This is a genomic window from Mycobacterium malmoense, assembly GCF_019645855.1.
Classification (GTDB): Bacteria; Actinomycetota; Actinomycetes; order Mycobacteriales; family Mycobacteriaceae; genus Mycobacterium; species Mycobacterium malmoense.
This window is the reverse complement of record NZ_CP080999.1, coordinates 3,663,515-3,687,051: the sequence shown is the minus strand read 5'-3', so window position 1 is coordinate 3,687,051 and position 23,537 is coordinate 3,663,515. Positions and strand designations below refer to the sequence as shown.

The window sequence follows — 23,537 nt, the reverse complement described above, 5'->3', positions numbered from 1 at the left end:
CGACAGCGCGACGTTCCATCCGCCATGCAGCGGCCCCAACAGGTTTTCCACCGGCACCTCGACGTCGTCGAGGAAGACCTCGCAGAACGTCTCGTCCGAGATCGAGGCCATCCGGATGGGCTCGACCCTCACCCCCGGGGCGTGCAGGTCGAGGATCAGGCAGGAAATGCCGCGGTGTTTCGGCGCCGCCGGATCGGTGCGGGCATACAGGGTGCACCACCGCGACTCGTGGGCCTGGGTGGTCCAGATCTTGTGGCCGTTGACCCGGAACACGTCCCCACAGCGCTCGGCCCGGGTGCGCAGGCCGGCGAAGTCGGATCCGGCCTCCGGCTCGGACATGCCCAGCGCCCACCATTCGTCGCCGCGCAGCAGGGGAACCAGCAGCCGGTCGATCTGGGCGGGCGTGCCGAACTGACGGATGCCGGGCGCGGCGACGTTGGGACCGGCGATGTTGGGCAGCTTGGGCGCGGACCGCATCGCCGCCTCGAGCCGGACCTCCATCGCGTCGCGCAGGCCCAGCGATCGGCCGCCGTGCTCGCGGGGCCAGGTCGGCTGCAGCCAGCCGGCCTCGAAGGCGGCCCGCTGGTAGTCGCGCCGCAGCGGCAGGTCCCAGCGGTACTCGCGATACCTCTCGTCGTAGTCGTTCGGCAGGAACTCGGTCAACCACGCGCCGAATTCCTCGACCACCGCCGTCATCGCGCGCCCCCCGCGAAACGGCGGCCCACCTCGTGGTAGAGCGCGCGGCTGTCGCCCAGCATCGCCGCGCCCTGCCAGGCGCGCCGGACGTAGAGGTGGATGTCGTGCTCCCAGGTCTGCGCCAGCGCGCCGTGCACCTGGACCGCGGTGCGCGCGCAATTGGCCGCCGCGTCGCCGGCCGCCGCCTTGGCCAGCGCGGCCGCGGTCCAGGCATCCGCGGGCGCGGCCCCGAGATCGCCGAGGCGGGCCGCCGCCGCGTAGGTGAGGCTGCGGGCGCGTTCCACGCCGACGTAGTTGTCGGCCAGCGCGTGCTTGATCCCCTGGAAGGCGCCGATCGGCGTGCCGAACTGGCGACGTGCCTTTGCGTGCTCGACGGAGCGGTGCAGGGCGGCGCTCGCCACGCCGACCAGGTCCGCGGCGGCGGCGACCAGCGGCGCCGTCAGCGCGGATTCGAGGTCCACGGGCGCGGTGGCCAGCGGCTCGGCGTCGATCTCGACGTCGGCCACCGGTTGGGCGGGGTCGGTCGACTCGCCCGCCGCTATGGTCACCCCGCTGGAACTGTCGCAGCGCGCGACCGCGACCATGACGCCGTCACCAGCCGTGGCGAGCGTGACGATCAGTTCGGCGCGAGACGCGTTGGGGACCGCGACGGCCCGCCCGCGCAGGCGTCCGTCGCGCAGCGTCGCCGGCGCGCCGGGGAGCCGAGACCCGGGGGAGTGGACCGCCAGGGTGGCGACGGCGCCGCCGGCGATGTCGGCGAGCACCGCGTCGAGGCCGCTACCGCGCAAAGCGCCGGCGGCCAGACCGACGCTGCTGAGCAACGGGATTGGCGCCAGGGCGGCGCCGCACTCCTCGAGAACCACCGCCAGCTCGACGGGTCCGTAGTCGCCGGCGGGTGCCGCGAGTTCCGTCCAGCCGAGATCGACGATGGTCTTCCACGGTGCGCGCCAGCGCTCCGGGTCCGTCAGGGCCTGGCGGGCGGCGTCGGGCGGACATTCGGCACGCAGGATGTCGCGCACGGCGTCGCGCAGCGACAGTTGCTCCGAGCTCAGACCGACATCCATAAGACCCCTAACATAATAAAAATAGTAAACTAGCGCCTTTGTTGCAATCGGCACGAGCACAGGTGGTCGCATGGTCGAGTGGTATCTGTTCCTGCCGCAGGTGCGGCTATCGGCGGCCGACATCGCGGAACGGGCCCGCCACGCCGAGGCCAGTGGTTTCGATGGGATGGCGTTCATCGATCACCTCGAGGCTCCCGGGCTCCCCGATGAAAACATCTGGGAGGCAATGGGCATCGCCACCTGGGTGGCGGCCAAGACGGAGCGGCTGCGGATCGGCCATCTGGTTCTGTGCGACGCCTTCCGCCACCCCGCCGTCCTCGCCAAACAGGCCGTCACCCTCTCCGACGCGTCGAACGGCAGATTCGAGCTCGGCCTCGGTGCGGGATCATGGCCCGCCGAATTCACCAGATTCGGCGTAGGCCAGCAGGATCCGGTCGCCAGGGTCGAACAGCTGGGGCGCCACCTCGAGCTGATCCGGCAGTACTGGGGCGACGCCGCGGGCGACACCGCCCAGGCCCCGCGCAGGTCCCATCCGATACCGCTGGTCCTGGGTGGCACCGGGCCTCGGATGATGAAACTCGTTCGCAGCTACGCGGATTGGTGGAACCTGCCGGCCAATCACCTCGATAGGTTGCCCGAGCTGGCCCCGGCGGCGGGAACGGCCCGGGTGTCGGTCCAGCAGATGGTGGGCTTCGTCCGGTCCGGCGGCGATCCGAACGCCGTGCGCGACGTGAGCACCCGGCGATTCGGCACCCTGGGGTCGGGGCTGGTGTGCGGCGACGCCGACGAGCTGATCCGGCACTTCACCGGCCTGGCCGCCCAGCGCGTCGAGCGATTCTATGTCTGGTTCGCCGATTTCGCCGTCCCGGATTCCCTGCACGAGTTCGGCGAATCGGTGATCAAGTCTTTCGCCGGCGACGGGCTTCCGTAGGCACGATCGGCGGCCGGGCGAACGGACCCCGCTGCACCGCGCTGAGCCGGATCTCCGGCAGATCGACCGACGGGTCGACGGTGTCCAGCCAGGCGACGGCCTCGGCGACGTCGGACACCCGGATCGCGTACATCTCGAAGGGAACGTCCTGCAGCATCTCGGTTTCCACCGGGCCCGGGGTGACGACGTGCACGCTGATGCCGTCACGGTCGACCTCGAGCGCCAGGGCGCGGGCGAACGCGTTCATGCCGGCTTTCGATGCGGAATACGCCGTCCGGGCCGGCATCGGCTCGTGCGCCGCCGACGACGAGATGAACACGAACCGCGAGCCCGCGCGCATCCGCGGCAGCGCGGCGGCGGTCACCACGAAGCAGGAATCCAGGTTGGCGGACATGATGGCCCGCCACTGCTCCAAGGTTTGCTTGCGCGCGTAGGTTCCGCCCAGCGCGCCGGCCGCATGAACGACGAGATCGACCGTCTCCACAGCGCTTATCGCGGCGGAGAACCCGTCGGGATCGGATGCGTCGGCCACGACATGGCGCGCACCGATCTCCTCGGCGGCCGCCCGCAGGGGTCCTTCGCGTCGTGCGGCCAGCACCACGTCGTAGCCCAGCTCGCTGAGCTTGCGGCCGCACCCCTTTCCGATCCCGCCGCTGCCGCCGGTGACCAACGCGGTTCGCGGGGACATCAAGTTCCTGGCGGCGTCAAGGGCGCCGCATGTCGCGCGGGCGGGACCCCGAACGTGAAAGGGCCTGCGGCGAAAGGGCATAGATGCGTTGATCGGGCCGGCCCGACAGCACATAGGTCTGCGTGTCGGCGAGATGGCGACCCGCGATCCGGCGAGCCCGGTCGACGTCACCCTCCGCGATGGTCTCGGCGAGCTTGACATGCGTGCTGAGCACCGCGCGGCGCTTCGCCAACGACGGGTAGGTGCCGCGCGCCGCGCTCTCGTCCGCCCACTGCTGTTCGTGACTGGTCCACAGCGTCTCCAGGCTGCCGACCACCGCGATGATCGTGTGATTTCCGCAGCCCCGGACGATGAGATCGTGGAATTGGCGGCCTATTTCGGTGAACAGCCGACCGTCGTCGAGGTGTTCGGCCATCGAATCGTTGACCCGCTTGAGTTCGGGCACCAACGTGTCCGCGCGGTCGGGGCGCTGGGCCGCCAGCGCGGCGCAGGCGGGCTCGAGTTCCTGCAACGCCATGCCCAGGTCGGCGACCTCCACGGACTCGCTCTGCAACAGCAGGCCGAGCATGTAGGCGGCGCTGGTCTTCGCCGGCGCGTGCACGACGGCGCCGCCGCGGTTGCCCCGCCGGACCGAGACCAGCCCCTCGGTTTCCAGGATCCGCAGCGCCTCCCGCAGGGAGACGAGGCTGACGTTGAACTGTTCGACGAGCACCTCCTGGCGGGGCAGGAGGTCGCCGTCGGCGAGTTCGCCGTCGATGATCTGGCGGCGCAACTCGTCGGCTACAATTTCGGCGATCCGCGGCGCCGACAATCGGCGACGGGCATCGGGGCCAATTCCCAGGGCGGTCATCCAATCCTCAGAACTCGACAGGCTTAGCTATTTTAGCAGTAATGGTATAAATAGCCGGGTGAGTCGCGCGTCCGAAAGCCGGCCGACACCGCTGCACGAGTTGCGTGTCGTCGAGATCAGTGACCGGATAGCCGGCGGTTACTGCGGGAAGCTGCTGGTCGACGCCGGGGCGCGGGTGCGGAAAATCGAACCGCCGCAAGGGGATTGGTCGCGGCGGTATTCGGCCACCTGTTCGCCGGTCGCCGACGGCGATGCGTCGCCGTTCTTCAGCTACCTCAATGCGGGCAAGCGCAGCCTGACGTGCGCTCCGGATTCCGAGCGCTACCGCGCCGAACTGGCCGCCGCCGACGTCGTGGTCGTCACCGCCGGCCGGTCGCGGGCCGCGGCGCTGGGCGTCGATCCGCGGCGGCTGCTGGCCGAGTCGCCGCGGGCGATCATCGTCACGATCTCCGACTTCGGCTGGGCCGGGCCGCATGCCGACCGCGCCGCCAGCGAGTTCACCTTGCAGGCGTGGGCGGGCTCGCCCGGCTTTCGCGGCGATCCCGCGGGGCCGCCGATCTCGATCGGCGGCGACCTGGGGGAGTACATGGGCGGCGTGTACGCCGCGTTCGGCGCGTTGGCCGCGCGCCGCCGCGTCGAACGCGGCGGCCCCGGCGAGCATCTCGACCTGTCCATGCTCGAGGCGATGACCGCGATGCAGAGCAGCGAATGGCTGCACTCGCAGCTGCTGCGCGTGCCGCCGATCCGCCGCACGCTCGAAGTGCCGTCGATAGAGCCGGCCAAGGACGGCTACGTCGGGATCACCATGGTCACCGGCCAGCAATGGCTCGACTTTTGCGCGATGGTCGAGTGCCCGCGGCTGGAGGAGATCGAACAGCTGCGTTTCCAGATCGGCCGATGGCAATACCGCGACCTGATCCGCGAACAGATCCATCCGTGGCTGGCCGAACGGACCGTCGACGAGGTCGTCGAACTCGGGCAACTGTTCCGGCTCCCGATCGCGGCGCTGGGCAACGGCTCCACGATCCGCGACATGGAGTACGTGCGGCAGCGCGGGGTGTTTGTCCGCAACCCCGCCGGCTTCGGCCAGCCCCGCCCGCCGTGGCTGATGTCGGCGTGCGCGCCCGCGCCGGTGCGCGACACCCCCGCTCCCGGCGAGGGCAACGACGAATCACCGTGGCGCAGAAGCACATCCGAGCCTGAGCCGGCGTCACACGGATTGCCGCTGGCGGGCGTTCGCGTCGTCGACCTGACCGCGTTCTGGGCCGGGCCCGCGGCGACCCACCTGCTGGCCGCGTTCGGCGCCGACGTCATCAAGGTGGAGTCGATACAGCGGCCCGACGGCATTCGCTACTCGGGCGGGATGCGCACCGACGTCGACGACTGGTGGGAATACGGCTGGGTGTTCCACGCCATGAACACCAACAAGCGTTCGGTCACACTGGATTTGGGCTCTAGTGAAGGACGTAGGCTGTTCCTCAAGCTGGCGGCCGGCGCCGACGTCGTCATCGAGAACTTCTCCCCGCGCGTCATGGACCAGTTCGGGCTCACCGCCGACGTGCTGCTCGACGTCAACCCCAGACTCGTCGTCGCCCGGATGCCCGCGTTCGGGCTGGACGGCCCGTGGCGCGAGCGGGTCGGATTCGCGCCCACCATGGAGCAGATCGCCGGCCTGGCCTGGGTGACCGGGCTGCCGGAGGCCCCGCCGGTGACGCCGCGCGGCGCCTGCGATCCGCTGGCCGGCGTGCACGCCGCGTTCGCCGTGCTGGCGGCGCTGAACTTCGCCGAACGCACCGGATCCGGGCAGCTGGTCGAGCTGCCGATGCTCGAAACCGTGCTCAACGCCACCGCGATACAGGCGATCGAATCCGAGGTCTTCGGGGTGACGCTGAGCCGGCGGGGCAACCGCGGCCACGGCGAGTCGATCCAGAACATCTACCGGTGCGCCGGCTCCGACGACGACTGGATCGCGGTCACCGTGCGCGACGACCGGCAATGGCGCGCGCTGGTCGACGTGATGGGTCGACCCGACTGGTGCGACGAGAGCCTGGCCACCGTCGCCGGCCAGCGGGAGCGAGCCGACGACGTCGATCGCCGGCTGCGGGATTGGTTCGCCGGGCAACCGCGGGAATCGGCGGTGGAGCGCTTGGCCGGCGCCGGTATTCCCGCCGCGCCCGTGGTGTCGCCGTCGTTGGTGACCGAGAATCCCCAGCTGCTCGACCGGGGCTTCTTCGAGGCCCTGGACCACCCGAGCACCGGCGCGGGCCTTTATCCGTGCCCGCCGTTCGCCAAGCTGGCCGGCCAGGACAGGTGGCTGCTGCGTCCGCCGCCGAGGCTGGGCGAGCACAATGACGAGGTGCTGCGCGAGCGGTGCGGGCTGACCGACGAAGAGTTGGCGAACCTGGCGGCCAGCGGGGTGATCGGGACCCGTCCGAAGGGCGTCTAGCGGCCCAGGCTACTTTTCCTGCGTCGAGATCGACGTTAGCGCGCCACTTACTCGAACTTTCCCACGATAACGTCGATCTCGGCGCGTCGTCGACGACATGGTGGCATGGACTATCGCGGACTATCGCGCATAACGCACCAATGGCCACATGATGACCAGACGTATCGTTGATTACCCTTTAGGGAGCGATGATGCCGACGAACTCGCCGACCAGACCACTTCGGCAACGCTGGTCGGCCCATCGGCTGAGCCGAACACCCATCGCAAAACGCCAAAGCCTAGACTATGAGGCATGCGCGTGACGGTCGACGAGAACTTGTGTGAGGCCAATGGTTTCTGCGAATCGCTCGCCCCGGAGGTATTTGAACTGGGCGACGCCGACGTGGTGCAGATCGCGGACGGCCCGGTGCCGCCGCGCCTGGAGATCGACGTGCGCGCCGCGGTGGACCAGTGCCCCAAGGCCGCGCTGCGGCTGAGCGACTGAGGCGTAACGAGGCGCCCTACTGACCTATCGCCGCTCGGACAGCGAGATCGCCATCTCGTCGTAGATCGACATGTTGGTGAGCAGGTTCGGGTGGGCCACCGTGGCCGGGCCGAGTTCGATGCCGTCGCAGCGCAGCAGCAGTTCGTCGAACACGGCGCGAAGTTCCGCGCGCGCGAGCATGGCGCCCAGGCAGTGGTGCGGTCCGCCACCGCCGAACGCCACCTGCGGGTTGGGCTGACGGCCGATGTCGAAGGTGAACGGTGAGTCGAAGACCTCCTCGTCGCGGTTCGCCGAACGCAGCATCGACACCACCCGCTCGCCCCGCGCGATGCGCTGGCCGTCCATCTCGACGTCGACCTTCGCGGTGCGCGTCCAGTACGCCACCGGTGACGCCCAGCGCAACACCTCCTCAATGGCGCTGGGCCGCAACGCCTCCCGCTCGCGATACCGCTCGATCTGCTCCGGGTTCCGCACGAACGCCTGCACCCCGGCGGCCAGCGCATTCTTGGTGGTGTCGCTGCCGGCGAACGCCAGCACGAAGAAGAAGAACTCGAGTTCGTTGGCGGGCAGGCTGAATTGCTCGCCGTCTTCGCCGGTGATCACCGCGGTCGCCAGCGTGCTCCAGATGTCGTCGGTGGGATTGCGCCGCTTGTCCGCGGTGAGCTCCATCGCGTACCCGAAGATGGTGGCGTAGAGATCGGTATAGTCCTGCCAGCTCGGCCGCGCGCCGACCGCGTTGGCCTTCAGGATGCGGTCCAGGCAATCGAAGATTCGCGGCCGGTCGGATTCCGGGATGCCGATGATGTCGCCGATGACCGTCATCGGCAGCGCGTCGGCGACGTCGGTGATCCAGTCGCCGCCGCCCTCGGCGAGCAGATGGTCGATCATCCGCGCCGCGCGCGCCCGGATGCCGTCCTCGAGTTTGGCGATCGCCCGCGGGTTGAACGCGTTGGAGATGAGCTTGCGGCGTTTGTTCAGCTCCGGCGGATCCATGTTGATGATCGTTGGATACGCCGAGAACATGCCGACCGGCTGGATGAGGGGACCGTCGACCGCGGTGAACGAATCCGCATCGCGGTGCAGGCGCACCGTGTGCCGGTGCTTGGTGGTTATCCAGAAGTCGCGCTGGATGCCGATCTTGGCGACACCGGGGGTGAGGTCGTGCCGGAAAAGCGGCCGGCTGCGTCGTAGCTCGGCAAACAGCTCGTCCGGAAAGCCGTTGTGCCACAGCGTGAAATCGGAGAGGTCGATGTGAGCCGTCGTCGTCATGGGTCGCCCTCGTTTCGTGCGCAGCGGCCGCGGATAGCAAATGGCGCCAAAGCCGCTATCTTTGCTATTTAAGCATAGGAAGGCGTCAAGTCGACGGGGACCGGATGTTGACAGACGCGCCGTCCGGTGTGATAGTTCAGGGACGCTCAAATCGAAAATACCGTTTTCGAAAATAGGTGTCAGGATGTCGATGAGTGAGCTGGACAGATGAGCGGCCGGACGGCGAATCCCGCGGCGTGGTTGCCGTTTTCCATCGCCGAGGCGTCGTTGTCGGAGGCCGCTGACGCCGACGAGCTCGATCCGGCGCGGGGATGGGCGCACCTGCTCGGCCGGTTGGCGGCGGCGGCGGAACTGGTGACCGCCAGCCCCTTCGCGCATAACGGGCTTGACCTCGCTTCCGGTCTGCGACATCTGTTGGTGCTGGCCGCAATCGGCATCGACGAGGCGCTGCGATTCGATCCGGATCCGATCCTGGCCGTCTCACGGACTTCCACCGACGACGTCCTGACCTGGGGTATGGATTGTCCCGACGCGATCTACACCCGCGCGATGATGCGGGCCGGCGAGACCTATCGGCTATTCGGCAACCGCGGCACCGCCCGCTACGTCGGGCTGCAGACGATGGATGGGATCGTCGCGACGGCCAACGTCCTGGTCGACGAGCTCGAGGTGGATCCCGAGGGCAACTTCGAAATGATCATCTCCGCGGATGAGCGCGCGGGAAACTGGATGCGGATCGACGGCGACAACCCCACTTTGGTTGTCCGCCACTTCTTCTACGACTGGGACACCGAGGTTCCTTCGTCGTTGCGGATCGAACGGATCGGCGGCGGCTCAGAGCGCGAACGCCGCACGATCGACCGGGACGCGGCGATCTCGCGGCAACTGGTGGCGCTGGGCGAGTTCGTGTACGCCAACCTGAAGTTCTTCCACGACTGGGGTGGCACGCCGACCGCCAACGGGTTCCTGGCCCCGATGAACCTCTCCTCGGTGGGCGGCGCGGCCGAAAACCGGCCGGTCATCGGACGCTGGGAACTCCAGCCGGACGAGGCGCTGATCCTCGAGGTGAAGCCGCCCAACGGCGTCTACTGGAGCTACTCGCTGGGCAATCCATGGTGGGAGACAATCCATTACGGCCGCCACCAGTCCAGCCTGAACGCGCATCAAGCCGTCGTCGACCCCGACGGGCTTGTTCGCACCGTCGTGTGCTCGCGCGACCCCGGCGTGGCGAATTGGCTCGACACCGCCGGATACAGCAACGGTGCGATGATCCTGCGCTGCGTGCGCACCGACACCGCCCCAACGCCGAGCACGCGCGTGGCGAAGTTCGACGACGTCGCATCGGCGCTGCCCGCAGGCACCAAGACGGTCACGGCCGCGGAACGGGCGGCAATCATTGCGGCGCGCCGCCGGGCCGTGCACGCGAGGTTCGCGCGGTGAGTTTCTCGGCCGACGAACTCGAGGCGGGCGCGCGCGCGGCCACCGGCCTCGACGACTTCGGCTCGCACTATTACCGCGAGGGCCTCGAACGCATCGTCGAGGCGCTGAACGCCGAGGCCGGCCTGAGCGAGGTCGGCGAGGTGATCCAGCACGCGACCATCAGCAACGCCCTCATCCAACGCCTGAAGATCGAAGACGCCTGCCGGCGACACCCGGAGATCGACGACGGGGTGGTTGAGGGACCGGTCTTCATCATCGGTCTACCGCGCACGGGGACAACGGCTCTCAGCCAACTGGTGGGGGCCGATCCCCAGTTCCGCTCGCTGCGGATGTGGGAGTCGCAGGCCCCGACACCGCCGCCCGAGGCGGCCACTCAACACGACGACTCTCGCATCGCACAGGCCCAGGCGGGTCTGGACATGCTGAACGACATGTTCCCGCGGATGAAAACCCTGTACAACTCCGAAGCCACCGCGGCGACCGAATGCCAGGACCTCATGGGAATGAGCTTCCGTACGGTGCATTTCGACGGGGTCGTGCGCGTCCCGCGGTACCTGGACTGGGTCCTGGCTTGCGACATGCGTGAGACGTACACGTATCACCGGCGAGTGCTCAAGCTCCTCCAGTGGCACTGTCCGCCCAACTTGTGGCATCTCAAGACGCCGGTGCACATGTTCTCGCTCGACGCGCTCGTCGCCGCCTACCCGGAAGCGAAATTCATGTGGAGCCACCGCGATCCGGCGAACGTGATGGGGTCGGTGTGCAGCCTCATCCGGTATGTCCGCAGCTGGAGCAGCGACCGCGACGATCCCGAGGAGCTCGGCGACGAGCAACTTCGGTGCTGGGCGGAAGGCGTTCGCAGGGCGATGGACTTTCGGAAGCGGTTCGGCGACAACCGCTTCGCCGACGTCTCTTTCGCCGAGTTGCAGACCGACCCGGTGAACACGCTGCAGAAGGGTTACGACCAACTCGGCCTGAGCTTCACCGACGACACCCACCGGTCCGTGCGGCGGTGGGCCGGCCACCACACGCCGGGAGCACGCGGTGCCCACGACTATGAACTGCTCGACTACGGGCTGACGCCCGAGCGCGTCCGCCAACACTTCGCCGACTACCTTGCGACGTACGATGCCACGGGTTGAGCCGGAGGCCGCTTCGACGACCGCGAGTTCGGTTGCGGCACGGCGAGGACGCGAGAGGCTGCGCCCGGACGCCGGCACGCGAGGCGCGTTGTTCTCCGCGGCGTCAAAGATCATTCGCGAACGCGGCGTACACGCGCTGACGGTGGCCGACGTCCTGGCCCGCGCAAAGCTGGGCACACGCGCCTTTTATCGACATTTCGACTCGAAAGACCAACTCATACAAGCGGTGTTCCTGGAGATGGCGCGCGTCGAGATGCGGCGATTGCGCCGCAAGATGGCGGCGGCGTCGAACCCGGTTGCGGCGGTGGCGGCCTGGATCGACGGCCGGCTCGATCTCGCCTTCGACGAGACCGTTCGGTCCGACCTGCGCGTCCTGTCGCTCGAAGCGCAGTCACAGATGTTCGCCGCCCCCGCGGTGGTGAGCCCGGCATACCGGGAGATGTTGACGCCGCTCATCGACCAGCTCGAACTCGGCCAGCGGCAGGGGATTTTCACCAAGACCGACCCGCTGACCCACGCGGAGTTGTTGCACGGCGCGATATGGGCATGCGTCGAACGGCAATGGGCCACCGGGGACTGCGATCACGCCAAAGCCCGGGAAGCCGCGCTGCGTTTCTGCCTGGGCGGACTGGGCGCCCCGGAGCACCTGATCGCGTCGGTCTTCGGCCACGGCTGAGACCGCCAACACCGAGGAGACACCATGGATTTGGGCTTCGCCGGCTCGAAAGCCGTTGTCACCGGCGGCAGCAAGGGGATGGGACTGGCCATCGCCGAGACGCTGGCCGCGGAGGGCGCGAGCGTCGCCGTCATGGCACGGGGCAAACCGGCGCTCGACGCCGCGGTGGACTCCCTGAAAGCGGCGGGCGCGCCCGACGCCGTCGGAATCAGCGTCGACATGTCCGATGCCGAATCGATCGCGGCGGGATTCGCGGCGGTGGCGGATCGCTGGGGCGAACTCAACAGCCTGGTCCACACGATCGGCCCGGCCGACGGGTACTTCGAAGAGATGGACGACTCGGACTGGGACGCGGCGTTCGCGCTCGGCACCATGTCGGGGGTGCGATCGATCCGCGCCTCGCTGACGATGCTGCGGGCCGCGGAATGGGCTCGCATCGTGACGTTGTCCGCGCATTCGATCCAGCGGCAGAACCCCCGCATCGTCGCGTACACCGCATCGAAGGCGGCCCTGAGCAGCGTGACCAAGAACTTGTCGAAAAGCCTGGCCAGGGACGGCATCCTGGTGAACTGCGTGTGTCCGGGCACCATCGTGACGGCGAGCTTCACCGAGACGCTCAGGGATATCCTCGCCGCCGACGGGCTCGACGCCGCAAACCCGCATGACGTGATGAAGTGGATCGACGACAATTTTCATCAGCCGTGCGACCTTGGCCGAGCCGGGCTGCCCGAGGAAATCGCGTCCATCACCGCCTATCTGGTGTCTCGGCGCAACGGGTACGTCACCGGCGCGACCGTGAACGTCGACGGCGGATCGGATTTCGTCTGAGGCGATCGGCGGGCGAGTTGACGTTGAATTCCTAAGATAGTAAAAATAGACGGAAGTCCGCCCAGCGTGGCGACAAGCGGTGCGGCCGTCCGCCACGAAGCTGTGCGGGGAACGGAGAGGCAGTGACGCACACGGTTTCGGACTCCGCCATGGACCCCTCGGAACGTGAGTTCGGACAGTCCGGCATTGCGTTGTCGACCTACCGGTTCCCGACGGGCTGGTTCATCGTCGCCTTCGCCTCCGGCCTGGCCGCCGGTCAGGTCAGGCGCGCGCACTACTTCGGCGAGGAGCTGGTGCTGTTCCGCACCGAGTCCGGCCGGGTGCATGTGATGGACGCCTACTGTCAGCACCTGGGCGCCAACCTGGGCGTCGGCGGCGAGGTCGAGGGCGAAAACATCGTCTGCCCCTGGCACGGCTGGCGCTGGCGCGGCGACGGCACCAACGCGCTGATTCCCTACAGCAAGATCGGCTGCAAGAACAACGTCCGCATCCGCACCTACCCGAGCATGGAGTGGTACGGCTTCATCCTGGCCTGGCACGAGCGTCACGGCCGCGCGCCGTACTGGCAGCCGCCGGTGCTGCCCGAGTTGGAAACGGGGGAGTACTACCCGTTGCACCCGCACACCCAGATGCTCAACCGGGTCAAGGTGCACCCGCAGATGATCATCGAGAACGCCGCCGACCCCTACCACGTCCAATACGTGCACAAGGCCGCCAATCCCGCCACCACCGCGTCGTTCGAGGTCTCCGGTTACCACCTGCACGCCACCGTCAACGCCCATTTCGGCGGCGGCCGCGCGTCGACCTGGTTGACCCCGAACGGGCCCGTCGACGCCAAGATCGTCTACGACAACTACTCGCTGGGACTGGGCATCGTGCGCTTCCCCAGCGAGTTGGTCGCCACCGTCCAGGTCACCGGGCAGACACCGGTCGACGAGGACTACACCGACTACTTCTACACCCAGGCCTCCGTGCGCGAGCCCGGCGACGCCGGCGACGTGCCCACCGGCCGCGCCGCCAAGTTCCTGGCGCTACAGCAAGAGGTCATCAAACAGGACTTCTTCACGTGGGAGAACATGAAATACCTCGAGAAGCCAAACCTGGTCCCCGAGGAAGCACACGACTACGCGGCCCTTCGCCGCTGGGCGCACCGCTTCTACCCGGGCGCGCAGCCCTCGCCCTCCGACTTCGGCTACACCGCCGAGGGTGAGCCCGACCCGGCGGCCTCGAAGGCCTGATGCCGGGGCCCGCCGACTTCGGCGTCGATCGTTTCACCGTGCCGGCCGTGCTGGATCGCCGCGCCGAGCAGCATCCCGACCGGGTGATGATGTCGATCGCCGGCGTCGATGTGACCTTCGAGCAGATGCGCCAACGGTCCTGCGCGGCGGCGAACATGCTGACCGAACTCGGCGTCGGCCGTGGCGACCGCGTGGCGTTGTTCACCGCCACCTGCCCGGAGTGGGTCTACTTCTGGCTGGGCGCGGCGCGCATCGGCGCGGTGAGCGCGGCGGTGAATGCCGCGAGCAAGGGTGACTTCCTGCTGCACACGCTTCGGCTGTCGCGGGCCAAGGTGGTCTTCACCGACGCGGAGCGACGCCCCCGCGTCGACGAGGTCGCCGACGGGTTGAATACGGTGACTAGCATTGTGGTACAAGATGATTCGCTGCGCGGCGCGCTGCAGCGCGAACCCGCCCGCGCCCAGTCGAACGCCGCACGGGCCGACGAGCTGGCGTCGCTGTTCTACACGTCGGGCACCACGGGGCCGTCGAAAGCGGTTGCCACGACATGGCATTACCTGTTCTCGGTGGCGGCGACCGTCGCGTCGGCCTGGAATTTTCACGCGGGGGAGGTGTTGTGGACGGCCATGCCGCTGTTCCATCTGAGCGCGGCGCCCAGCGTGCTGGCCCCCATGCTGGTCGGCGGAACGACGGTGCTCGCCGACGCGTTTCATCCGGCCGAGGTGTGGGACGACGTGCGCGCCCGCGGCGCCGTCGGCTTCTTCGGTGCTGGTGCGATGGTGTCGATGCTGCAGAACCTGCCCGCGGATCCGCGTGACGCGCGGCTGCCGCTGCGGTTCATCTCCGCCGCACCCATCGACGCGAATTCCTACCGCGACATCGAAAAGCGTTACGGCTGCCGCATTGTCACGATGTACGGGATGACCGAGGCATTTCCCATTGCCGTCAAGGGCGTGGCGGACGACGGCGTTCCGGGAACGTCGGGCCGGCCAAACCCCAACTTCGACGTGCGCATCGTCGACGACAACGGCCATCCGCTACCCGCCGGCACCGTCGGGGAGATCGCCTGCCGGGCCAGGCGCCCGCACGTGATGAGCGAGGGCTATGTCGGTCAGGGTTCGCGGGTGGATCCGCACCCGGAGTGGTTCCGCACCGGCGACCTCGGCCGGCTCGATGCCGACCAGAACCTGACTTACGTGGACCGCATCAAGGATTCATTGCGCAGGCGCGGCGAAAACGTCTCCTCGGTCGAAGTGGAGACCGTCGTGATGCGGCACCCCGCGGTGGCCGAGGCGGCGGCGGTCGGGGTGCCCAGTGAGTTGGGCGAGGACGACATCCTGTTAGTCGTGACGCTGTGCCCCGGGGCCAGGCTGGATTGCGCGGAGCTGCTCGACTTCTGCGCGGCTCGGATGCCGTACTTCTGCGTGCCGCGATTCGTCGAGACGGTCAATGAACTTCCCAAGAACGTTATAGGGCGGGTACGTAAAGATTTGTTGCGTACTCGGGGTTTAAAAGCGGGCGTCTGGGATCGCGAACAATACGGTTATGTCGTTAATCGCTAAGTTAAGTTAGTGTTACATGAGCCATTCTTCCCCGTCATTTCCCCGAGAAGCTGGAGAGCCACGATGACCCTGACCTATCAGCAAGAGCAGCTCCTCCAAGCCGCGACGGGCCGCGCCGCCATCCTGGATCTGGACGCCCGGCACAATCGGGCCCTTTCCGACGGCGATCGCGATCGCTGGATCGCCACCTTCCGCCATTCCGGCGCCAGTTACACGCGCGATGGCGAGTTGTTCGACGATCTGCGCGCTGCTTTCCACGGCGGCGACGGACAGCGCCTGGTCACGGTCGATCACGAGATCCGCATCGACGGCGTCCACGCGACCCAGCATTGTGTCGCCGTGCTTTTCGGCGCCATGTATGGCGACACCACCCTCCGCGCCACCGGGACATACCGTGACGAGCTGATCTATGAGCGTGGCGGCTGGCACTTCACTTCTCGTGTGCTCGAATGGGATTCGGTGCCGAGCCGGCACCCGCTCGTCATGTGAGCGGCACCGGTACGTGGATCAGGACCTCAGCTACCAGCTGGCCTTCGGCACCTACGAGGACGCGCTGCGGATGGTCGGCACCCAGGGTGAGCCGCGAACCGCGCGGACACCGGTCAGCGGCGCGCGCATCCAGTTGTTCGCCGCCATGGTCCACGACGGTAACCGCTCGTATTGGGATGCCGAGTTCGCCCGGCGAACATGGGGAGGTCTGCTGGCCCCGCCCGCCTTGCTGATGGGATGGCTGATACCTCCACCGTGGCAGCCCGGGGGCAGGCCGCCGGCGGCGTCGCTTGCCCTGCGGGTGCCGTTACCGGGCACGACATTTATCAACGCCGCCAACGACGTTGAGTTTCCGCTGCCCATCGTCGAGGGAGATCTGCTTACCGCCGTCGAGGAGCTGGTCTCGGTGTCGCCGGAAAAGCGGACCCGTCTGGGGGTCGGCCATTTCGTCGAGACTCTGGAGACTTATCGCCGCCAAGACGGGGCCGTGGTCGCCACGTGCCGCAATACGTTGTTCCGGTTCACCCCGGGGGCACCCTCGTGACCGGTGCGGACCTGGACTGGAACGAGATCACCGTTCCCGCCGACCTGCCCGAGGTGGTCGACCAGATCAGCTACCAGCGGGTGGTGGAGAACGCCGGAGCAACCTGGGACTATTTCCCCGGCCATTTCGATCCGGGTTATGCCCAAAGCCAAGGGAACCCAACGATTTACGTCAACACCATGCATCTCGCCGGATTCGCCGACCGCGTCGCAACCGATTGGGCCGGCCCGAGCAGCCGCGTGGTGCGCCGATCCATGCGGCTGACCGGTTCCGTGTACGCCGGCGACACCATGGTCGGCCGGGGCCGGGCGGTGGCCAAGCGGCGGGACGCCTCGGTGGACCCGCCGCGCCGCCTCGTCGACATCCAGATCCGGGTGACCAATCAGCATGGCGCGCTGTGCTGCCCGGTCGAGCTCACCCTGCAGCTGCCCGACCGGCGGACATGATGGATTCCGGCGTGGGCGAACTGCATTTGGCGGTGTGCCGACGGTTCGGCGAGGCGGTTCGATCGGCGAATGGCAGATGGGATCGCCGCTCCCCATGCGATGCGTGGGATGCTCGGGGAGTGCTCGAGCACGTTATCGGTTTTCATGACGTGCTCCTCTTGCGTCCGCTGGGACTCAAGCCCGACCGGCCACGTGAGGATCCACAGCTGCGCTGGGAACTGACGTACGACGCGCTGAGCCGGGTAACGGAGCTGGATGCGCACAAGCTGGTCCCGAATCTGACCCGCGATGTTTTGGTCCACACCTGGGACCTCGCCCGCGCGGTCGGCGCGGACGATCGGCTGGATCGTGAGTGGTGTGAGTTCTTCTATGCCGGCTTGCCGGAGGATCCGTTGGCCCTGAGCGGGTCAGGGATGTTCAACGCACCGGTGGCGGGGTACGACGACATGGATGTGCAAACCAGACTTCTCGCGCGGCTTGGCCGCGATCCTTCGTGGCGGCCGGACATTTCATAGCGGCGGCATTGTGCCGTTGCACACCACCGATTGCAGCTCGACGTACTCGTCGAGGCCCTCCGGCCCGAACTCGCGTCCCAGGCCCGACTGCTTGAAGCCGCCGAACGGGCTACTGATGTCGAGCATGTACATGTTGATGCCGTAGGTGCCGGCGCGCACCCGGGCGGCGATCTGCAGACCGTGCGCGGTGTCGGCCGTCCACACCGAACCGGCCAAGCCGTAGTCGCTGTCGTTGGCGATCCGGATCGCGTCGTCCTCGTCGCGGTAACGCAGGACGGTCAACACCGGGCCGAAAATCTCCTCCCGCGCGATGCGCATCTCGTTGGTGGCGTCGGCGAACAGGGTTGGCCGCACGTACCAGCCGCGCTCGACCGGGCTGTCGTCGCCACCGAGGATCAGGCGCGCGCCTTCCCGCTGCCCGGACCGGATGTAGTCCCGCACCCGGCGCTGTTGCCGTTGCGCGACAAGGGGTCCGACGTCGGTGGCCTCGTCGGCGGGATCCCCGACGCGCAGGCCCGACATCATCTGTGCCAGGGCGTCGACCAACTCGTCGTGGCGCCGTTCGCTGACCAGGATGCGGGTCTGCGCGACGCAGGCCTGCCCGTTGTTCATCAGGCCGGCCGTCTTCAGGCCGGCCACGGTCTTGCCGATGTCGGCGTCGTCGAGAACGATCGCCGCCGACTTGCCGCCCAGTTCCAGGCTCACCCGCTTGAGCTGTTCCCCGCACAGCGCCGCGATCCGGCGCCCGGTGGCACTGGAGCCGGTGAATGCGATCTTGTCCACGCCCGGATGGCGCACTAGTGTCTCGCCGACATCGGGTCCGCCGGGCAGCACCGATACCACGCCCTCGGGCAGGCCCACCCGCTCGATCATCTCGGCCAACCATAGAGCGTCCAAAGGTGTTTCGGGCGCCGGCTTGATGACGACGGCGCAGCCGGCGACGAGGGCGGGAATCAGCTTGGGCATGATCAGGAATTGCGGCACGTTCCACGGCACTATGGCACCGACCACCCCGACCGGGGCGCGGTGCAGGTGTACCTCGCCGAGCACGCCCTGGCGGCGTTCCACCCACGGGAAGTTGCGAGCGAACGCCAGGGTGAGGTGCATCATCGACGCGGCGCCCGCGGCCTGGCCGAGCCTGCTGAAGCTGCGCGGCGATCCCATCTCCGCGGTGATCAGGTCGGCCATCTCGTCGATGTGACCGGCGTAGATCGCGGCTAGCTCGTCGAGCTTGGCCATCCGCTCCGCAGGCGTCATGCGCGGCCACGGGCCGTGGTCGAAGGCCCGTCGTGCGGCGGCCACCGCCGCGTCGACGTCCTCGGGGCCGGCCGCCTGGGCGTGGCCGACCGGCTCCTCGGAGTGCGGGGAAATGACCGCGAGCTGTCGGGGGCTGGCGGGCTTGCGCCAGCGCCCCCCGATGAAAAGCTCGTCATACGAACGGTGGCCGGGGATTTCCGTCATCGGGCACTACCTCGGGGCAGGTGAGAACGCGACCGTTACTTCGCTATTGCTGCTAACATAGCAAAAAAGCAGGGTCGAGGAAGCCGTGAACGACGAAGTTGCCGACAACGCTCGCGGTCTCCAAGCGAGGCGGCGCGTGACATGAATAGCGACTGGCGTAGTTACCCGTTCCGGCTGGTGCCCGGTGATCCCCAGCTCGATTTCCCAGCCGCCGAAGGCGAACACCCCGACCAGGAGTCGGACACCTGGTTCATCGCCGGTCAGCTCGACGCCATCCAGGCCGACCGTTCCTTTGCCTTTCTGACCATCTTCAACAAGAACCGGCCCGGCGGAACGGTGGTCGCGGACTTCTACACCATGGCGCTGTTCGACCTGGACACCGGTGATTACGGCACCTACACCGATTACGACATGCCGCCGGCCAACCTGGAACCGGGGGCGCGGCGCAAGCTGGCCATGGCCTCGGGCCATCTCGACGTCAGCTACCGAAGCGGCGCCGGCACCGCGTCCTGGACCACCTGCCGCGACGACGACGGGGAATTGCTGCCCTACACCTACCGGGTCAGCCTGGTGGGCGAGGACCACCTCGGCCGGCGCATGCGGCTCGACCTGGCCGTAACACCAACGCGCGCACCGACTCCGGTGGGCGCGTCGACCTACAACGGGAAGATCGTCTGCTTCGGCCAACGCGACACGTACTCGTATTTCCAGACCGGAATGGCGATGACCGGGACCCTGCGCTGGGGCGACGTGGTCGAGCAGGTTTCCGGCAGCGCGGGGCACGTCGACCGGCAGTGGTTCCCGAAATACGCCGGCGGCGGGGGAACCGGGGGCGACCCGCGGGCCAGGTCCCACGAATGGCGCACCATCAACCTGGACAACGGCGTGGACTTGAGCATCTGGCGCCAGTTCGACCGCACGAACGGCAATGCGCTGCAACATTTTACGGGTGTGACGGCCAGCTATCCCGACCCGGCCATGCCGCCGGAGTGCGCCGAAGACGTCGAGGTGACGACCAGCAGCTACGTTCGGTGGCCGAACGCGGTGCGGCCGCTGGTGCGGCCGGTCGCGGCGGCCCGCTACATGCCGGATCGGCACCGGATCACCTGCGCCACACTGCAACTGGACGTCATCGGGGAGCCGCTGGTGGCGGCCCCGGCGCACGGCCTGCCGATCGAATACATGGAAGGCCCGTACCGCTACCGCGGAACGTTGTGGGGCAAACCCGTGACCGGGTTCGCGTTCAACGAGCGCTCACTGGCGCTGTATCGGGATTGGGAGCTGGTCGAGGTGCTGGCCACCACCGTCGCGAACACCGAACCCGCCGCCCCGGACCTGCAGACGATGGTGGATCGGGTGGCGCCGCTGGTGACCTCCGGCCGTCGCGGCGAGGCGGTGGAACTGCTCACCAGGGTGGCGCCTGTGGAAAACGAGCTAGTGGCAACCATTCTCGACGACCTGATCGCCGTGCTGTCCTCGGGCGATTAGGGCAACCCGGGCGCCGAGCCTGTAAATCTGCAGGTGCCTACTCGCACTTCTTCTGCAAAATTACAGCCTCACCGCGGCTTGGCCGGTAGCCGAGGCAAGCGCCCGGGCCCAGGCGACGTGGCGATGCTGCAGCCCCGGTTCGTTGCGCCCGAACAGCAGGTGATCGCGGGCGCCCGACTCGAGGTTGGCCTGCAATCCCTCGACCAGCCGGTAGTCCTCGTCGCGCACGGTGGCATGGGCGTAGTCGAAGACGGCCTGAGCCCCGGCGGCCACGGATTCGTCGGAAAGGTCCAGCGGTGTCGAGTTCTGGTGCACGGTGATCGACCTGCCCGGTCGGTCGCCCGGGTAGATCCGGAACAGCTCGCCGTTGGCGATGGTCACCGACAGCACGATGTTGGGGAACAGCGCGTAGATCACGACCATGTTGTGGAACGGGTCCCACCGCTCCTCGGGAATATTGTCCAGTTCCAGGATCGTGTTAAGCGGGAAGATCAACCGGTGATGGGGCCCGTACGCATCGAAGACCGTGCAGTTGCTGCGGGCGATGGTGGCAAACGTCTGCCGGTGCACGGTGGCGAAATGATAGTTCTCCGAAAAGGTGTCGACCGCCAGTTTCCAGTTGATCGGGCAGTCGAGCACCTTCTCGCCCAGCGGGGACCAGCGCCCGATGCCCCAGGAATCGAGCTCGTCGGCCAGCGGTCCCAGGTGCGCGGCGATGTCCAGGGTCGCGCCGGGATCCAGCGCCACCCAGAGGAATCCGGCGAACTCGGCGGCCGGAAGCTCGGTCAGGCCGTCGGACTTGACGGTTACGTCGGGGAAGCCCTCGCGGCCCGGCACGCCGACCAACCGCCCGGCGTTGTCGTACGTCCACGCGTGGTACGGGCAGGTGAACCGCTTCGCGCTGCCGCACCCCGTCACCACCGGCGACTGGCGGTGCAGGCAGACGTTGTCGAACGCCTTGACGGACCCGTCGGACGTTCTGGTCAGCAGGACCGATCGCCCCAGCACCGTCTTGGTGCAGTACGCGCCGGGACCGGCAAGCTCCGAAACGTAGCCGACCAGCTGCGGGCTCGCCAGCAGCAGGGCCCTGTCCCGGTTGTGTCGCTCGACCGAGGTGTAGTCGGCCGCGTCGACCCGGTGGGTCGCGGGGGCGAGGTCGGTCGCCTTGTCGCGCGCCAGTTTCAAGGCGCGCCGGGTCAGGTCGACGAGCTGGTCACGGTCCATGGGCCCAGTACAGACCTTGCGACGGTTGTAAGGTCAAGGAGTGGCTGAGCAGTTGCTGATCGGCGACGTCACGGCCCTGACCGGGATCGCCTCGGGCCGCATCCGGCACTACGAGAAAATCGGGTTGCTGCGCGCCGAGCACCTGTCCAACGGCTACCGGGTCTTCGACGTCGAGCAGGTCCTGGACCTGTTGCGCATCGACCTGATGCGAAGCCTGGGCGTCGGCATCAACGACATTCAGCGGTTGGTCGACGGCGGGCACACCACCCTGGCCGATCTCCTCGACGAGCACCGCGGATTGCTGGTGCGCCAGCGGGACCGGCTGGATCAGCTGATCGCGGCCATCGACCGCGCCGCCGGCGGGAGCGCCGACGACCTCAACGAACACATCCTGCGCAGGCTGGCGACCACCCACCGCGACAGCATCGGCGTCATCGGGCGGCTCAGCGCCCCGCTGCCCGCGCCCGTCGCCGCGATGTATGCCGACCTGTTCGACGAGTGGGAGCTGCCGGTTCCGGCCCTCTTCGGGCAGATGGTTTTGCCCCCCGCGGCCAGCACGCTGCTGGCGCAGCTCGCCAAGACGCCGGGACGCCGGGCGCTGTTCGACCGACTGCGCAGACTCGCCGGCGATGTGATCACCTTGGGTGAAAACCGTTCTGCCGCATCGAAACTCGCGCACCGCTGGATCGACGAGCAGCTAGCAGACCCGTTGCCCGACGACGTGGTCGGCGCGCTGCGGGGCGTGCGACCGCTGCTGGAGCACGACCCGGTGATTGTGCAGGGATTCCGGGCGTGGGCCGGATCGATAAACCCCGCGGCCGCCCACTTCATCGACGAGGTCGCCGCCCAGGCCGCCCGCCGTGGCCTGCAGGCCGTGAGCGTCATCGTGCTGCCGGCGGCTTCAAAAGACCCAAGCGACGATGCGGCAACGTGATACAGATGTGACTGACGTGGTAAATGTGGTTGCTGTGCCATTTGGTGTTGCTGTCGTACCCTGTGGCGTGTGTCGGTCCTGCGGCGTGACGTGCTCAAATTCGCCGCCGCGACCCCGGGTCTGCTAGGGCTGGGCGTCGCGGCCGCGTCGCTGCGCGCCGCGCCCGCGTCGGCGTCACTGGGCACCCTGTTGGACTATGCGGCCGGCGTCATCCCCGCCAGCCAGATCAGGGCCGCCGGGGCGGTGGGATCGATCCGATACGTCTCCGATCGCCGGCCCGGCGGCAACTGGATGCTGGGCAAGCCGATTCAGGTCACCGAGGCCCGTGACCTGAGCAGTAACGGGCTCAAGATCGTGTCGTGCTACCAGTACGGCAAGGGCGACACCGCCGACTGGCTGGGCGGGGCCGGCGCGGGCGTGAAACATGCCCAGCGTGGGATGCAGTTGCACGCCGCCGCCGGCGGCCCGGCCAACGCCCCGATCTACGCCTCGATCGACGACGACCCCTCATACCAGCAGTACAAACAGCAGGTAGCCCCCTACCTGCGCTCCTGGGAGTCGGTGATCGGGCATCAGCGCACCGGCGTGTACGCCAACTCGAAAACCATCGATTGGGCGCTGCACGACGGGTTGGGTTCCTACTTCTGGCAGCACAACTGGGGTTCGCCCAAGGGGTTCACCCATCCGGCCGCGAACCTCCACCAGGTCGAGATCGACAAACGCAGCGTCGGCGGGGTCGGGGTGGACATCAATGAAATCCTCAAGCCCCAATTCGGGCAGTGGGCCTGAGCGCCCGACCGCCCAAAAATCCAGCAAACACTCGTTCGCTCGCTGCGGGCACGGACGGCCGCTAACCGGCGCCGCCCGGCACGGCGCCGGCCGTTCGGAACCAACCCGATTTTTTTAACATAACGATTACATAACAATACTGCTTTGATCAGCGCAGTTATGGCTACTCGACCGTAACCACCTGCATGCAGGAGGTTTGTTCGCCACGACGGTGTCGCCGGTTAAACCCGGTGTTACCCACGACACGGTTACCCATGCGTAGAACTCGCCAGTAACCGATCAGCATGCAAAAGGGGCACTGATCCTTATGACACCCTTATTACAGCCGATGCA

General features: G+C 67.7%; 22 protein-coding genes and 1 pseudogene. 16 read left to right on the top strand and 7 right to left on the bottom strand.

Translation table 11 applies throughout. The features are described from left to right. Nucleotides 1-120: 120 nt before the first annotated feature. Both K3U93_RS25720 and K3U93_RS16905 read right to left on the bottom strand, forming a co-directional pair. Nucleotides 121-696, bottom strand: a pseudogene (locus K3U93_RS25720) (acyl-CoA dehydrogenase family protein); the annotation flags it as partial. Beyond that, nucleotides 693-1,760 (bottom strand): acyl-CoA dehydrogenase family protein, encoded by a 1,068-nt coding sequence (locus K3U93_RS16905; RefSeq protein WP_083010971.1) that lies wholly within the window; start codon nucleotides 1,758-1,760, stop codon nucleotides 693-695. The gene K3U93_RS16905 and the pseudogene K3U93_RS25720, both read right to left, overlap by 4 nt. A gap of 70 nt (nucleotides 1,761-1,830) precedes the next feature. On the opposite strand from K3U93_RS16905, the gene K3U93_RS16900 reads away from it, so the two are divergent. Then, a complete protein-coding gene (locus tag K3U93_RS16900; RefSeq protein WP_083010972.1) occupies nucleotides 1,831-2,691 on the top strand; it encodes an LLM class flavin-dependent oxidoreductase in 861 nt (286 codons plus the stop codon). Here the strand turns inward: K3U93_RS16900 and K3U93_RS16895 are convergent. Beyond that, nucleotides 2,660-3,379, bottom strand: coding sequence for an SDR family oxidoreductase (locus K3U93_RS16895; protein WP_083010973.1), 720 nt, complete (start codon nucleotides 3,377-3,379; stop codon nucleotides 2,660-2,662). The two genes, K3U93_RS16900 and K3U93_RS16895, sit on opposite strands and share 32 nt — an antisense overlap. A 16-nt stretch (nucleotides 3,380-3,395) precedes the next feature. Continuing rightward, nucleotides 3,396-4,229 (bottom strand): FadR/GntR family transcriptional regulator, encoded by an 834-nt coding sequence (locus K3U93_RS16890; RefSeq protein WP_071510160.1) that lies wholly within the window; start codon nucleotides 4,227-4,229, stop codon nucleotides 3,396-3,398. Between the two features lie 58 nt (nucleotides 4,230-4,287). On the opposite strand from K3U93_RS16890, the gene K3U93_RS16885 reads away from it, so the two are divergent. Together K3U93_RS16885 and K3U93_RS16880 are read left to right on the top strand one after the other, a co-directional pair. Then, a complete protein-coding gene (locus K3U93_RS16885) occupies nucleotides 4,288-6,675 on the top strand; it encodes a CaiB/BaiF CoA-transferase family protein (RefSeq protein WP_420915358.1) in 2,388 nt (795 codons plus the stop codon). Between the two features lie 292 nt (nucleotides 6,676-6,967). Next, complete coding sequence (locus tag K3U93_RS16880; RefSeq protein WP_071510163.1) at nucleotides 6,968-7,159, top strand: ferredoxin; 192 nt, start codon at nucleotides 6,968-6,970, stop codon at nucleotides 7,157-7,159. Nucleotides 7,160-7,183: 24 nt separating this feature from the next. Here the strand turns inward: K3U93_RS16880 and K3U93_RS16875 are convergent, their stop codons facing one another. Beyond that, complete coding sequence (locus K3U93_RS16875) at nucleotides 7,184-8,428, bottom strand: cytochrome P450 (RefSeq protein WP_083010975.1); 1,245 nt, start codon at nucleotides 8,426-8,428, stop codon at nucleotides 7,184-7,186. Nucleotides 8,429-8,635: 207 nt separating this feature from the next. Between K3U93_RS16875 and K3U93_RS16870 the strand changes: the two genes are divergently transcribed. The 10 genes from K3U93_RS16870 (at nucleotide 8,636) to K3U93_RS16825 (ending at nucleotide 17,308) form a co-directional block, all read left to right on the top strand. Then, entirely contained in the window at nucleotides 8,636-9,868 is a 1,233-nt protein-coding gene (locus K3U93_RS16870) for a hypothetical protein (protein WP_083010976.1), read from the top strand. Next, a complete protein-coding gene (locus K3U93_RS16865) occupies nucleotides 9,865-11,010 on the top strand; it encodes a sulfotransferase family protein (RefSeq protein WP_083010977.1) in 1,146 nt (381 codons plus the stop codon). The genes K3U93_RS16870 and K3U93_RS16865 overlap by 4 nt, the downstream gene beginning before the upstream one ends. Continuing rightward, nucleotides 10,997-11,686 (top strand): TetR/AcrR family transcriptional regulator, encoded by a 690-nt coding sequence (locus K3U93_RS16860; protein WP_083010978.1) that lies wholly within the window; start codon nucleotides 10,997-10,999, stop codon nucleotides 11,684-11,686. Before K3U93_RS16865 ends, K3U93_RS16860 begins: the two co-directional genes overlap by 14 nt. 24 nt (nucleotides 11,687-11,710) lie before the next feature. Continuing rightward, nucleotides 11,711-12,514, top strand: coding sequence for an SDR family NAD(P)-dependent oxidoreductase (locus K3U93_RS16855; protein ID WP_083010979.1), 804 nt, complete (start codon nucleotides 11,711-11,713; stop codon nucleotides 12,512-12,514). Between the two features lie 149 nt (nucleotides 12,515-12,663). Continuing rightward, nucleotides 12,664-13,752 (top strand): aromatic ring-hydroxylating oxygenase subunit alpha, encoded by a 1,089-nt coding sequence (locus K3U93_RS16850; RefSeq protein ID WP_083011000.1) that lies wholly within the window; start codon nucleotides 12,664-12,666, stop codon nucleotides 13,750-13,752. After that, a complete protein-coding gene (locus tag K3U93_RS16845) occupies nucleotides 13,752-15,314 on the top strand; it encodes an AMP-binding protein (RefSeq protein ID WP_083010980.1) in 1,563 nt (520 codons plus the stop codon). Before K3U93_RS16850 ends, K3U93_RS16845 begins: the two co-directional genes overlap by 1 nt. 63 nt (nucleotides 15,315-15,377) lie before the next feature. Further along, nucleotides 15,378-15,803 carry a nuclear transport factor 2 family protein gene (locus tag K3U93_RS16840; RefSeq protein ID WP_083010981.1) on the top strand — a complete coding sequence of 142 codons (426 nt, stop codon included), beginning with the start codon at nucleotides 15,378-15,380 and terminating at the stop codon, nucleotides 15,801-15,803. Between the two features lie 13 nt (nucleotides 15,804-15,816). Next, entirely contained in the window at nucleotides 15,817-16,347 is a 531-nt protein-coding gene (locus K3U93_RS16835; RefSeq protein ID WP_071510173.1) for a MaoC family dehydratase, read from the top strand. After that, nucleotides 16,344-16,793, top strand: coding sequence for a MaoC family dehydratase (locus tag K3U93_RS16830; protein ID WP_083010982.1), 450 nt, complete (start codon nucleotides 16,344-16,346; stop codon nucleotides 16,791-16,793). The genes K3U93_RS16835 and K3U93_RS16830 overlap by 4 nt, the downstream gene beginning before the upstream one ends. A gap of 119 nt (nucleotides 16,794-16,912) precedes the next feature. Next, nucleotides 16,913-17,308, top strand: a complete 396-nt coding sequence (locus K3U93_RS16825) for a DinB family protein (protein ID WP_230981358.1) — start codon at nucleotides 16,913-16,915, stop codon at nucleotides 17,306-17,308. On the opposite strand, the gene K3U93_RS16820 is transcribed toward K3U93_RS16825, so the two are convergent. Then, complete coding sequence (locus K3U93_RS16820; protein WP_083010984.1) at nucleotides 17,303-18,769, bottom strand: aldehyde dehydrogenase; 1,467 nt, start codon at nucleotides 18,767-18,769, stop codon at nucleotides 17,303-17,305. The two genes, K3U93_RS16825 and K3U93_RS16820, sit on opposite strands and share 6 nt — an antisense overlap. A 141-nt stretch (nucleotides 18,770-18,910) precedes the next feature. On the opposite strand from K3U93_RS16820, the gene K3U93_RS16815 reads away from it, so the two are divergent. Continuing rightward, on the top strand, nucleotides 18,911-20,257 hold the full coding sequence (locus tag K3U93_RS16815) for a lipocalin-like domain-containing protein (RefSeq protein ID WP_083010985.1): 1,347 nt from the start codon (nucleotides 18,911-18,913) through the stop codon (nucleotides 20,255-20,257). A 60-nt stretch (nucleotides 20,258-20,317) separates the two neighbouring features. Here the strand turns inward: K3U93_RS16815 and K3U93_RS16810 are convergent, their stop codons facing one another. After that, nucleotides 20,318-21,481 (bottom strand): aromatic ring-hydroxylating oxygenase subunit alpha, encoded by a 1,164-nt coding sequence (locus tag K3U93_RS16810; protein ID WP_083010986.1) that lies wholly within the window; start codon nucleotides 21,479-21,481, stop codon nucleotides 20,318-20,320. Between the two features lie 40 nt (nucleotides 21,482-21,521). Between K3U93_RS16810 and K3U93_RS16805 the strand changes: the two genes are divergently transcribed. Both K3U93_RS16805 and K3U93_RS16800 read left to right on the top strand, forming a co-directional pair. Then, nucleotides 21,522-22,415: a MerR family transcriptional regulator gene (locus tag K3U93_RS16805; RefSeq protein WP_083010987.1), complete on the top strand. Its 894-nt coding sequence runs from the start codon at nucleotides 21,522-21,524 to the stop codon at nucleotides 22,413-22,415. A 69-nt stretch (nucleotides 22,416-22,484) separates the two neighbouring features. Then, entirely contained in the window at nucleotides 22,485-23,204 is a 720-nt protein-coding gene (locus K3U93_RS16800; protein ID WP_083010988.1) for a DUF1906 domain-containing protein, read from the top strand. The last annotated feature ends 333 nt before the right edge of the window (nucleotides 23,205-23,537 follow it).